Annotated in this window: 12 protein-coding genes and 1 pseudogene; 7 read left to right on the plus strand and 6 right to left on the minus strand. The window is 73.6% G+C overall.

Annotation, left to right across the window (positions count from 1 at the left end):
- Window positions 1–29 precede the first annotated feature (29 nt).
- Window positions 30–1,244, minus strand: coding sequence for an acyl-CoA dehydrogenase family protein (locus tag J7E88_RS04890; RefSeq protein ID WP_215177672.1), 1,215 nt, complete (start codon window positions 1,242–1,244; stop codon window positions 30–32).
- Window positions 1,245–1,331: 87 nt separating this feature from the next.
- Window positions 1,332–1,703, minus strand: coding sequence for an iron chaperone (locus tag J7E88_RS04895; RefSeq protein WP_215177675.1), 372 nt, complete (start codon window positions 1,701–1,703; stop codon window positions 1,332–1,334).
- A gap of 33 nt (window positions 1,704–1,736) precedes the next feature.
- Here J7E88_RS04895 and J7E88_RS04900 point away from each other — a divergent pair, with 33 nt between their 5' ends.
- A complete protein-coding gene (locus J7E88_RS04900; protein WP_215177677.1) occupies window positions 1,737–2,945 on the plus strand; it encodes an acetyl-CoA acetyltransferase in 1,209 nt (402 codons plus the stop codon).
- Window positions 2,946–3,107: 162 nt separating this feature from the next.
- On the opposite strand, the gene J7E88_RS04905 is transcribed toward J7E88_RS04900, so the two are convergent.
- Complete coding sequence (locus J7E88_RS04905; protein WP_215177679.1) at window positions 3,108–3,689, minus strand: TetR/AcrR family transcriptional regulator; 582 nt, start codon at window positions 3,687–3,689, stop codon at window positions 3,108–3,110.
- Window positions 3,690–3,762: 73 nt separating this feature from the next.
- Between J7E88_RS04905 and J7E88_RS04910 the strand changes: the two genes are divergently transcribed.
- Entirely contained in the window at window positions 3,763–4,491 is a 729-nt protein-coding gene (locus J7E88_RS04910) for a pyridoxal 5'-phosphate synthase (RefSeq protein WP_215177681.1), read from the plus strand.
- Between the two features lie 111 nt (window positions 4,492–4,602).
- Here the strand turns inward: J7E88_RS04910 and J7E88_RS04915 are convergent, their stop codons facing one another.
- Both J7E88_RS04915 and J7E88_RS04920 read right to left on the minus strand, forming a co-directional pair.
- Window positions 4,603–4,998: a Zn-ribbon domain-containing OB-fold protein gene (locus J7E88_RS04915; protein WP_215177683.1), complete on the minus strand. Its 396-nt coding sequence runs from the start codon at window positions 4,996–4,998 to the stop codon at window positions 4,603–4,605.
- A complete protein-coding gene (locus tag J7E88_RS04920; protein WP_215177685.1) occupies window positions 4,995–5,447 on the minus strand; it encodes a DoxX family protein in 453 nt (150 codons plus the stop codon). The genes J7E88_RS04915 and J7E88_RS04920 overlap by 4 nt, the downstream gene beginning before the upstream one ends.
- A gap of 152 nt (window positions 5,448–5,599) precedes the next feature.
- Here J7E88_RS04920 and J7E88_RS04925 point away from each other — a divergent pair, with 152 nt between their 5' ends.
- The 5 genes and pseudogenes from J7E88_RS04925 to J7E88_RS04945 form a co-directional block, all read left to right on the plus strand.
- Window positions 5,600–6,787 carry an NAD(P)/FAD-dependent oxidoreductase gene (locus J7E88_RS04925; RefSeq protein ID WP_215177687.1) on the plus strand — a complete coding sequence of 396 codons (1,188 nt, stop codon included), beginning with the start codon at window positions 5,600–5,602 and terminating at the stop codon, window positions 6,785–6,787.
- Between the two features lie 320 nt (window positions 6,788–7,107).
- Window positions 7,108–9,339 carry an acetate--CoA ligase family protein gene (locus J7E88_RS04930; RefSeq protein ID WP_215177689.1) on the plus strand — a complete coding sequence of 744 codons (2,232 nt, stop codon included), beginning with the start codon at window positions 7,108–7,110 and terminating at the stop codon, window positions 9,337–9,339.
- Window positions 9,336–10,127 (plus strand): enoyl-CoA hydratase/isomerase family protein, encoded by a 792-nt coding sequence (locus J7E88_RS04935; RefSeq protein WP_215177691.1) that lies wholly within the window; start codon window positions 9,336–9,338, stop codon window positions 10,125–10,127. The genes J7E88_RS04930 and J7E88_RS04935 overlap by 4 nt, the downstream gene beginning before the upstream one ends.
- Before the next feature lie 81 nt (window positions 10,128–10,208).
- The gene (locus J7E88_RS04940; RefSeq protein WP_251022181.1) at window positions 10,209–10,817 is read left to right on the plus strand and encodes a flavin reductase family protein; all 609 of its coding nucleotides are present in this window, start codon (window positions 10,209–10,211) and stop codon (window positions 10,815–10,817) included.
- 39 nt (window positions 10,818–10,856) lie between these two features.
- Window positions 10,857–11,369, plus strand: a pseudogene (locus J7E88_RS04945) (DUF1203 domain-containing protein); the annotation flags it as partial.
- A gap of 16 nt (window positions 11,370–11,385) precedes the next feature.
- Here J7E88_RS04945 and J7E88_RS04950 read toward each other — a convergent pair.
- Window positions 11,386–11,856, minus strand: a complete 471-nt coding sequence (locus tag J7E88_RS04950) for a hypothetical protein (protein ID WP_215177694.1) — start codon at window positions 11,854–11,856, stop codon at window positions 11,386–11,388.
- Window positions 11,857–11,926: the final 70 nt, after the last annotated feature.

Here is an 11,926-nt window from a genome sequence, read left to right on the forward strand (position 1 = left end):
CCCCGCCCCCGCCTCCCGCACACCGGAAGTCAGGCGACGGGCTCAGCGGCGGACTGCCGCGCGGACGGCGCGAAGAGTCCGGCCCGTTCGGCGGCGGCCTCGCGCAGCCGGTGGACCGGGCCGAACAGCAGCTCGTCGGCCGCGGCCCGCTTGAGGTACAGATGGGCCTCGTGCTCCCACGTGAAGCCGATACCGCCGTGCAGCTGCACGGCCTCGCCCGCCACCGCGCGCAGCGACCGGAGGCACTGAGCGAGCGCGAGCGGACCCGCCGCCGGTTCGCGGGCCGCGTGGTACGCCGCCGAACGGGCCGCCCGGACGTGCACATACGCATCGGCCAATCGGTGCTTGACCGCCTGGAACGAGCCGATCGGCCTCCCGAACTGCTCGCGTGTCGTGACGTGGGCGACGGTCCGCTCCAGCGCGCTCGCGGCAGCGCCCGCCGCCTCGGCCGCCAGCAGCACGGCCGCCTGCCTGCCGACCGCCGCAAGCGCGTCCGCCACTGCGGTGGCTTCGTCCTCGCCGAGCAGCTCGGCCGCGCAGTCGCGCAGTTCGATACGCGCCTGGGGCCTGGTCTCGTCGAGCGTCGCCTGCCGGGTCCGGGTCGCACCGGCCGCCTCCGGATGCACCAGGAACAGCAGCGTACGGCTCCGGGGGAAGCCGCCCGTGTGCGCGCCGACCAGGAGCAGGCCGGCGCTGTGGCCGTCCAGGACCTGGTCGGCCTCCCCGTACAGCAGCCAGCCTCCGTCGCCCGCGGGCCGGGCCTGGACGCCTCCCGCACGCCCTCCCCCGGCCCATGCGCCGCCTGAGGCACCGCCCGGAGTCACGCCGCAGGTCAGGGCGAGCGCGGTGGCGAGGGCAGTGCCCGGTACGGCGAAGGCACAGGTCAGCGAGCCGTCGGCGATGCGCGGCAGGAGCCGTTGACGCTGGCCGGGGGTGCCGAGGGCGGTGATCAGCGGCGCCGCGAGCCCGGCGGTGGCCAGCAGCGGGGACGGAAGCAGCACCCGGCCCGTCTCCTCGCAGGCGAGGGCGAGTTCGGTGAGCGTGCAGCCCGTGCCGCCGTACGCGGTGGGCAGCGCGAGGCCCGGCAGGCCGATGCCGCCGGCGAGCCGCGCCCACAGCTCTGTGTCGTATCCAGCCCCGGTGAGGACGGCGGACCGGACGTCCCCGGGGGCGCAGCGTTTGGCGAGCAGGTCGCGCAGGGTGCGGCGGATGTCGTCCTGCTCGGCGGTGAAGGCGGCGTCCATCCGGCGGGCTCCTCCCACGGACCTGATCTGACGAGGCGTCATGTTAGGTCGGCCGCCGCGAGATTCCCAGGGGCGGGAGCGGTGCGGTCAGCAGGCCGTGCCGGGCGCCGCGGCGGTGGCCCGCAGCAGGTCCCGCACGAGGCCGAAGTCGATCCGCTCCATACGCCTGAAGCGCAGGCAGCCCTCGCCCATGTCCTGCCCGGTCAGCCGGGTGTCGAAGGCCTCGCGCACGTCGGGGCGCATCGGACAGAAGGACACGTACTGCTTCTGCACGGCGAAGGCGATCTCCGGCTCCGCGCCCGGTCGGCGATAGGCGGGCATGCCGTACGCCATGACCTCCTCGTAGCCCGTCAGCTCCAGCCGGCACAGCTCCCGGATGCGGACGAGTGCGGTGAGCCGGTCGGGGTCCGCCACCTCCTCCAGGTAGGCGTCGACGGCCGCGGAACTGCTCGAGACCATACGGGTCACCCTTTCTGATGTACCGTCAGATACATGCCTTCCACTCCGAGCACGGTACGCAGCGCACCCGCGCGCATCCGCACGCCGCGCAAGGTCGCCGTCGTCGGCACAGCACTCTCGGACTGCGGCCGTGTCGACGGCCCCACTCCTTACACCCTGCACGCACAGGCCGCCCGGCGCGCGCTCGCCGACTCCGGCCTCGACCGGTCCGTCGTCGACGGCCTGTGCTCGGCCGGCCTGGGCGCGCTCGCCCCGATCGACGTCGCGGAGTACCTGGGCCTGCGCCCCACCTGGGTGGACTCCACGGCCGTCGGCGGCGCCACCTGGGAGGTCATGGCCGCGCACGCGGCCGACGCGATCGCCGCGGGGCACGCGAACGCGGTCCTCCTCGTGTACGGATCCACCGCCCGCGCCGACATCAGGGCCGGGCGCCGCACCTCCGACCTCTCCTTCGGCGCACGCGGCCCGATGCAGTTCGAGGTGCCGTACGGGCACACGCTGATCGCCAAGTACGCGATGGCCGCCCGCCGCCATATGCACCAGTACGGCACGACCCTGGAACAGCTCGCGGAGGTCGCCGTCCAGGCCCGGGCGAACGCTGCCGCGAACCCCGACGCCATGTTCCGCGAGCCGATCACGGTGGACGACGTACTGGGCGGGCCGGTGATCGCGGACCCGTTCACCAAGCTGCACTGCTGCATCCGCAGCGACGGAGGCTGCGCGGTCCTGCTGGCCGCGGAGGAGTACGTACCGGACACCGCGAAGGAGCCCGTGTGGATCCTCGGCACCGGTGAGCACGTCTCGCACACCACGATGTCGGAATGGGACGACTTCACCGTCTCGCCCGCGGCCGTCAGCGGCCGGCTCGCCTTCGAGCGGGCCGGGGTGCGGCCCGACGAGATCGACATCGCCGAGATCTACGACGCCTTCACGTACATGACGCTGGTGACCCTGGAGGACCTGGGCTTCTGCGCGAAGGGCGAGGGTGGCGCGTTCGTCGGGAAGGGCCGGCTGCTGCGGGACGGGGAACTGCCGGTGAACACGGACGGCGGCGGTCTCTCGGCGTGCCACCCGGGGATGCGCGGCCTGTTCCTGCTGGTGGAGGCGGCCCGCCAACTGCGCGGCGAGGCGGGCGCGCACCAGGTGCGCCGCGCGGACGGCCGCCTGCCGAGCCTGGCGGTGGCGTCGGGGACGGGCGGGTGGTTCTGCTCGTCGGGGACGGTGGTGCTGGGGCGGGGCTGACGGCACCCGGACGGGGGCCGCAGGACGGCCGTCTCGGACTCCCGGGCCGCAGGTCCCGCCCGGCCGCCGGGCCGCACGACCTAGCGGGATGCCCCCGGCCGTCGCGGAATGCCAGGCCGCCGTCGCGGAATGCCAGGCCGCCGGGCCGTCCGGCCGCAGGGGCTACGCCCCGTCCTCCGGCACCACCCGCCGCACCAGCTCCTCCACCAGATCCCCCGCCTCCTGCTCCGGGAAGACGTCCGGCAGGGTGAGGCGCTCCACCACCAGCCAGTTCGCCGCGAGGTAGATCATCTTCACGGCGGCCGCATCGCCCGGCAGGCCCGCCGCCAGGTGGGCCTCGACGTTGTGCGCGACGTCCTCGCCCACCCGCGCCGTGAGCACCGCGCGCAGTTCGGGCCGGCGGGTCGCCTCCAGGCGCAGTTCGAGCAGGGCCAGGTAGCCCGTGCGGAAGGCCGTGACGCGTTCGACCACCTCGCGCACCAGTTGCGCCGTGCGCGCGCGGGTCGCCGGGCCCGTGGCCATGGCCCGCATCGTGTCCTCGTCCGGGCGCAACCGTTCGTAGATACGGGCTCCGGCCTGGTTGAGCAGGTCGTCGCGGTTGGCGAAGTAGTTGGAGGCCGTCCCCTTGGGGACCTCCGCTTCCGCGTCGACGGCACGGAACGTCAGGCCGCGCGCCCCCTCGCGGGCCAGGACCTCGATCGCGGCGTCGACGAGCGCCGCGCGCCGGGCCAGGTTCTGCCTCATCCGTACTCCTCGGTCACCGACACCGAACCACTCCAAGCGTAGTGAGACTTCCCCTTGCCTGTTGAATGAGCCCATGAGCGACGACCACGCCACCGCCGGCACCACCGACAAAGCCACGGACCAGGCGACCGACCGGGCCGCCGGACAGGAGGCGTTCCGGGCGCTTCTGCGTGCGCAGCGGGTGTGGGACGTGCCGTCCCTGCCCTCGTTCGACCCGGACGCGGCGCCGGCGACGCCGCTGGAGCTGTTCCACCGGTGGTTCGCGGAGGCCGTCGAGGCCGGGCAGTGCGAACCGCACACCATGACGCTGGCGACCGTGGACGAGGAGGGGCGCCCGGATCTGCGGACGCTGATGCTGCACGACGCCGACGAGCGCGGCTGGCACTTCGCCTCGCACTCCACCAGCGCGAAGGGCCGCCAGCTGGCCGCCCGCCCGGAGGCCGCGCTCGGGTTCTACTGGCCCACGCAGGCGCGCCAGATCAGGGTGCGTGGCCCGGTCGTCACCGGTTCCGCCACGGAGGGCCTGGCGGACCTCCATGCGCGTTCGACGGGGGCGCTCGCGGCGGCGCTGACCGGGCGCCAGAGCGAACCGCTGCCCTCGCAGGCCGCATTGGCCGAGGCGTCGCAGGCGGCCTGGGAGCGGGCCCAGGCGGAGCCGGAAGCACCCGCGCCGACGTGGACGCTGTACGTACTGCGGCCGCTGGAGGTCGAGTTCTTCCAGGGGGACGTCCGGCGCAGGCACGTACGGCTGCGGTACCGGCACACGGCGGGCGGCTGGCAGCGACAGCTGCTCTGGCCGTGAGCGTCAGGCCGGGCAGAAGACCGTGAGCGTCAGGGGCCGGGCGGGAGGCCGTGAGCGTCAGGGGCCGGGCGGGAGGCCGTGAGCGTCAGGCGGTGCCGAAACCAGTGAGCGTCAGGCCGGGCGGAAGACCGGCACCGTGACGCCGTCCTCCCCTGTGCGGAACGCGACGACCAGACGCATTCCGACGGCGAGGTCCGCCGCCGCGCAGTCGACGACCTCGGTCATCATCCGCGGCCCTTCGGCCAGTTCCACGAGGGCGGCCGTGTACGGGACGCGGTCGCCGAACGGCGGCAGGTCGTTGCGATGGACGACGGACCACGTGTAGAGCGTGGCTCGCCCGCCGGCCCGCTGCCAGCCGACGTCCTCGCTCCAGCAGTACGGGCAGAACTCGCGCGGGTAGTGGTGCGCCCTGCCGCAGTCGTGGCAGCGGCGGATCAGCAGGCCGCCGCCCGCGGCCGCCTCCCAGAAGGGACGGGTGAAGTCGTCGACGGCGGGAGTGGCGGTCACGGGAGGAGTCCGATGGCGTGGTCGAGGGACCAGGTCTGCCAGGACATGGCGAAGAGGGCGACGACGGAGATGAGCGCCATCATGGCGTTCTGCCCCTGTTCCGCCCAGTCGTGGATCATCAGCACGAGATACAGCAGATTGAGCAGAAGCCCGCCGACGAGGGCGACAGGGGTGAGGAAGCCGGCGATCAGGCCGAGGCCGAGGGCGAGTTCGGCGTACACCACGAGGTACGCCATCAGCCTGTGGCGGGGGGCGACGACCCGCTCGAAGCCGGTGCGCACCACCTGCCAGCGGTGCTCCCGCGCGACCCCGGCGGCCCATGCGATTCCGGTGCCGCGCTCGAACCAGCCCTTCCTGTCCTTGTGGCGCCAGCTCTCCAGCCACCACAGACCGAGGCCGATGCGCAGGACGGCGACCCATTCGGCGCCCGTGAGCCAGACGGTCCGCATGGCCGTCCCCCTCTCCCAGACAATCTGACGCTATGTCAGTTCAGCGGAGGAAACCCGTCTGCGCAAGAGGTTCACAGGCGTGACCCATTCGCAACCGAACGAGCTCTTGACTGAGACCCATCAAGAAAGCGGAGGTTCTACGCTCACCGTTCATGGCCGACGAAACAGGCAGGATCAAGGGCATCGACCGCACGGACGATCGGCCCGTCTACATCGTCGGCGGCGGCCCGGGCGGTCTCGCAGCGGCGGCGGCGCTGCGCGGACGGGGCGTACGGGCCGTGATACTGGAGAAGTCCGGTTCCGTCGGCGCGTCCTGGCGCGGGCACTACGACCGCCTGCACCTGAACACCACGCGCACCCTGTCCGGGCTGCCGGGCCTCGCGATACCGCGCTCGTTCGGGCGCTGGGTCGCGCGCGACGACCTGATCCGCTATCTGGACACGTACGCCGAGCACCACGAGCTCGAGATCGTCACGGGCGTCGAGGTGTCCCGGATCGAGCGGGCGGGTGCGCACTGGTTGCTGCGGGCGAGCGGGGGCCGAGAGCTCACGGGCCGCGCGGTCGTGGTCGCCACCGGGTACAACCACACGCCGCACATACCCGAGTGGCCAGGCGCGGACGGATACGGCGACGGGCTGGTGCACGCCTCGCGGTACCGCAACGCCGCGCCCTACACGGGCCAGGACGTCCTGGTCGTGGGCGCGGGCAACACCGGGGCGGAGATCGCGGTCGACCTGGCGGAGGGCGGCGCGGCCCGGGTCCGCCTCGCGATCCGTACGGTCCCGCACATCGTGCGCCGCTCCACGGCGGGCTGGCCGGCGCAGCGTTCGGGCATCCTCGTACGCCGCCTGCCCGTACGACTGGTGGACCTGGGGGCCGGGCTGCTGTGCCGGCTGACCGTGCCCGACCTCTCCGAGAAGGGGCTGCCGCGCCCGGACACGGGCTTGTACGCGCGGGCGCGGGACGGCGCGGTCCCGGTCCAGGACATGGGCCTGATCGACGCGGTCCGCTCCGGCCGGGTCGAGGTGGTCGCGGCGGTGGAGTCGTTCGACGGCCCGAAGGTGGTCCTCGCGGACGGCACCCGGTTGGCACCGGACGCGGTGATCGCCGCGACTGGCTACCGCCGCGGCCTGGAGGACCTGGTCGGCCACCTCGGCGTGCTGGACGTCACCGGCCGCCCACTGGTGCGGGGCGGACGGTGCCCGGCGGGTGCGCCGGGCCTGTACTTCACGGGCTTCACGAACCCGATAGGCGGGATGCTGCGGGAGCTGTCGAAGGACGCGGCCCGGATCGCGCGATCGATTGCCCGAGCCCGGGCTCGGGCGTCACGGGCCGGGTGACGCCCGGGCGGTGGACGCCCGGCGCTCACCGTCGCCCGCGCGAAGCGACGCCGACGCCTATGCCGACGCCTATGCCGACAGCACTGAACGCGCCTGCCGCGGACGCGCATCCGGTGCCACGACTCCTGCCCGTCCGCCGTACGCCGCAGGTGCCGTGCCGTACGCCGCACGCTCTCCACCGCCGTACGCCCCATGTGCCGCCCGCCGCACACTTTGCCTGCGGGACGGGTTCCTGACGCTATGTCAGTTCGCTAATCTGACTCTGCGTCAGTTAACGGGCCGACCCGGCCCGGTCCGTCGAGCGGGAGCGGGGACCAGCGATGCTCGGATCAACTCACGGCACCCTCACCTCCGACCTCCGGGCACGCGTCGTCGCCTGCGGCGAGCACACGTCGGAGGCGGTCCACGAGACGGCTTCCGTCACCGCGTCGGCCGGGGAACTGGACGTCAGCGGGCGGCCGTTGTACGCGCCCGTGCCGGATCTCGACCGGTTCTTCCGGCCCTCCTCCGTCGCCGTGGTCGGCGCGTCCGACACCGAGGGCCGGCCGGGCGCCGGCATCACCCGGCAGCTCGTCGCCTGGTCCGAGCGCGTCGGGGCGCGGCTGCACCCCGTGCACCCGTCCCGCGCCTCCGTCTTCGGGCGGGACTGTGTGCGCTCCGTGCGCGACCTGGCCGGACCAATCGACCTGGCCGTCCTGCTGGTCTCCGACCCGCTCCCCGTGATCGGGGAGCTGGCCGAGGCCAAGGTGCGGTTCGCGGTGGCCTTCGCGTCCGGCTACGCGGAGACCGGCCCCGAGGGCGCGGCCGCACAGGCGCGGCTCGCGGCGGCCGTCGAGCGCGCCGGCATCCGGCTGCTCGGCCCCAACACCAACCTCAACGCCTTCGAGCACTTCCGCGACGACCTCCAGGGGCCGGCGATCGCGCTGGTCACCCAGTCCGGGCACCAGGGCCGGCCGGTGTTCGCCCTGCAGGAGCTGGGCGTGCGCCTCTCGCACTGGGCGCCGACGGGGAACGAGGCGGATCTGGAGAGCGCGGACTTCATCTCGTACTTCGCCGAGCGGCCCGAGACCGGGGCCGTCGCGTGCTACCTGGAGGGACTGAAGGACGGTCGCTCCTTCCTGCTCGCCGCCGACCGCGCGGCGCGCCGCAAGGTCCCGGTCGTCGCGGTCAAGGTCGGCCGGACCGAGACCGGGGCGCGCACGGCCGCCTCCCACACCGGCAAACTCACCGGGACGGACACGGTGGTGGACGCGGCGATGCGCCAGTACGGCGTGATCCGCGTCGACGGCCTCGACGAACTCCAGGACACCGCCGCCCTGCTGGCGCGCGCCCGGCCCCCGGTCGCCGACGGGGTCGCCGTGTACGCGATCTCCGGCGGCACGGGCGCGCACTTCGCGGACCTGGCGACCGCCGCGGGCCTGCACGTCCCGCGGCTGTCCGAGGCCCGGCAGGCCGAGCTGCACCAGTGGATACCGCCGTATCTGAACGTGGCGAACCCGATCGACAACGGCGGCCACCCGGTCGGGGACGCGCGCGGCCGCCAGATCATCGACGCGATCCTCGCGGACCCCTCGATCGGGGTGTTGATCTGCCCGATCACCGGTCCGTTCCCGCCGATGAGCGACCGGCTCGCGCGGGACCTGGTGGACGCGGCCGAGCACACCGACAAACTCGTGTGCGTGGTCTGGGGGTCGCCGGTGGGCACGGAACCCGCGTACCGCGAGACGCTGCTCGGATCCTCTCGGGTGGCGACGTTCCGTACGTTCGCCAACTGCATCACCGCGGTACGGGCCCACCTGGCGCACCACCGCTTCACCGTCGGCTACGTCTCGCCCTTCGACACGGCGCCGCGCACCCCGTCCCCGTCCTTCCGCAAGGCGCAGGCGCTGATGCGGCCGGGCGAGCAGCTGAGCGAGCACGCGGCGAAGCAGCTGCTGCGGGCGTACGGGATCCGGGTGCCGCGGGAGCAGCTGGTGACGAGCGCGGCCGCGGCGGTGCGGGCGGCGGGACTGGTCGGCTACCCGGTGGTGATGAAGGCGTCGGCACCGCGCCTGGCGCACAAGACCGAGCTGGGCCTGGTCAGGATCGGTCTGACCTCGGCGAGCCAGGTCCGTGACGCCTATCGGGAACTGACCGACATCGCACGCTACGAGGACGTCGAACTCGACGGCGTCCTGGTGTGCCAGATGGTCGAGCCGGGCGTGGAGATGGTCGTGGGCGTCGCCCAGGACCCGCTGTTCGGGCCCACGGTGACGGCGGGGCTGGGGGGTGTGCTGGTGGAGGTGCTGAACGACGTGGCGGTGCGTGTGCCCCCGTTCGGCGAGGACCAGGCCCGCGCGATGCTCGCCGAACTGCGCGGCCGTGCACTGCTGGAAGGGGTGCGGGGCGCGCCGCCCGTCGATGTGGACGCGCTGGTGGAGGTGGTGCTGCGGGTGCAGCGGATGGCGCTGGAACTGGGCGATGTGCTCGGCGAGCTGGACATCAATCCGCTGATGGTGCTGCCGCGGGGGCAGGGCGCGGTGGCGCTGGACGCGCTGGCGGTGTGCCGATGACGACGTCCGACGTCCTGCACGCGGCCGCCGGCGGCGTCTCCTGGATCACGCTGAACCGCCCGGACGCGATGAACGCGGTGACGTGGGAGCAGCGGGAGCGGATCATCGGCCTGCTGGGCGCGGCGTCAAAGGACCCGGCGGTGCGCGCGGTGGTCCTGACGGCCACGGGGAAGGGCTTCTGCGCGGGGGCGGACCTGCGCGGCTCCCCGCCCGCGGACGAGCGGCTGTCCGGTGACGTCGCCCGGATGATCCGGCTCGGGGCGCAGCGCCTGATCGGGGCCGTACTGGACTGCGAGAAGCCGGTGCTGGCGGCGGTGAACGGTACGGCGGCGGGCATCGGCGCCCATCTCGCCTTCGCCTGCGACCTGGTGCTGGCATCGCAGGAGGCACGCTTCATCGAGGTGTTCGTACGGCGGGGGCTGGTCCCGGACGGGGGCGGGGCGTATCTGCTGCCGCGCCTGATCGGCCCGCAGCGCACCAAGGAGCTGATGTTCTTCGGCGACGCACTCCCGGCCTCCGAAGCGGAACGCCTGGGCCTGGTGAACCGGGTGGTCCCGCCGGACGCCCTGGAGAAGACGGCCCGCGCGTGGGCCGAACGCCTGGCGTCGGGCCCGACGCGGGCCCTGGCGCTGACGAAGCAGTTGGTGAACGCCTCCCTGGACACGGACCGTTCGACGTCGTTCGCGGCGGAGGCCTGGGCCCAGGAGATCACCATGACGACGCGGGACGCGGCGGAGGGCGTGACGAGCTTCGTCGAACGCCGGGCGGCGGGGTTCGAGGGGCGGTAGGGGTGGGAGGGGCGGTAGGTGCCGGCCTCGACCACGCACCGGGCATTCTCTTCTGACGATCCGTCAGGTTCAATGGACGGCATGATGGGACACGCCGCCATGGCCGCCACTGCCGTTCGTCATCTCCGGTCGGCCGGGGCGCCCACCGCAGCCCCGCAGCCCTGCGACGCCCCGCGGCCCCGTCTGCGGGCCGTCGGGGCGGACGAGCGGGTGGCCTTCGGCGGCGGGGACATCCGGCGGGTGCTCGGGCACTTCGCGACCGGGGTGACCGTCGTCACCACGCACGACGCGGAGGGGCCCGCCGGGTTCGCCTGCCAGTCCTTCTCCTCGCTCTCGCTCGACCCGCCGCTCGTCGTCTTCATGGTCGGGCGCACCTCCATGACCTGGCCGCGCATCGCCCGTGCAGGAGCCTTCTGCGTCAACGTCCTCGCCGAGGACCAGGGCGCGCTGTGCCGGGGCTTCGCGGTGAGCGGCGGCGACAAGTTCGCGGGCGTCGGCCACAGTCCGGCGCCGGTCACCGGGTCGCCGATGCTCGACGGCGTGGCGGCGTGGATCGACTGCACGGTGCGGGCCGTCCACACCGGCGGCGACCACCTCATCGTGGTGGGCCGGGTCGATGCGCTGGACGCCCGGGACGAGGCCATGCCGCTGTTGTTCCACCGGGGGCGGTTCGGGCGGCTCGACGTCTGAATCCCGCCAGCGCAGTGGCGGGCCGCGCCCGATGCTGGGATGCATGGACACCAGCACGGACACCGACTACGCGGCCCTCCCATCGCACCCGTCGTCCTGAAGCAGCTGCGCGAACGTGACGACGCCGGGCTCGTTCCGCGTCCGTACACCGACCCCGAGGGCGGCGCTCCGCTGCGCTGTTGCCTGCGGCACAGCGAGGCCGGGGAGCGCATCGCCCTCGTCTCGTACGCGCCGCTGCGCCGCTGGGCGGCCGGGACCGGCGCCGAACCGGGTCCGTACGACGAGGTCGGGCCCGTCTTCGTGCACGCCGAGGAGTGCGGCGGTCACGCGCCGCCGTCCCCCCGCCATCCGGCCGAACTGCACGGCACCCGCCGGGTGTTGCGCGCCTACGGTGCCGACGGCCGCATCCTCGGCGGCACGCTCGTGGAGGTCCCGAAGGAGCGGGCGGCCGAGGTGGACGGCGCTCTCCAGGAGGTCTTCGCCGACCCTGCCGTAGCGCTCGTCCACGTACGCGCCGTCGAGTTCGGCTGTTTCACGGTCGAGGTCCGACGCCGCCGAGCGGACGCCGTCACCAGGCCGGGCGCGGGTCCCGTCGTTCCGGCCGGGTCTGCTCCGGCAGGGGGCGGCCCGTGTCCGTGCGCAGCAGGTACCCGGGGGCCGGCGGGAACTCGTCGGTCGGCGGTGCCGGTTGGTGGATGCGACGCGTGCGCGGCAGGGAGATCTCCGCCAGCTTGCCGTCGTGCATCATCCACAGGCCGAAGCACTCGTCGTCCTCGTCGTGGATCAGCACCTGGACGCTCTCCGGGAAAGGCCAGGGCAGCGACTCCAGGTGCCTCAGCAGCCCGGAGCGGGGCCGCACCCTCTCGAACTCCATGGCCCAGGCGTGGCCGAGCAGCGGACGGCCCGAGTCGAGGCGGACCTCGGTGAAGCGGCCGCGCCAGGTGCGTGCCGGGTCCGAGCCGTCGTCGTCGCGGGTCAGCGGCTCCATCACCTCGTCCGCGTTCAGCGCCGGCACGAGGACCTCCGCGTATCTGCTCACGGGTGCCCCGCCGCAGATCAGCGCTGTGCAGCCCAGCGGAGGCGGCCCCGGCGGCGGCGCACAGCAACAC

Source organism: Streptomyces sp. ISL-10, from assembly GCF_018614575.1.
GTDB lineage: Bacteria > Actinomycetota > Actinomycetes > Streptomycetales > Streptomycetaceae > Streptomyces.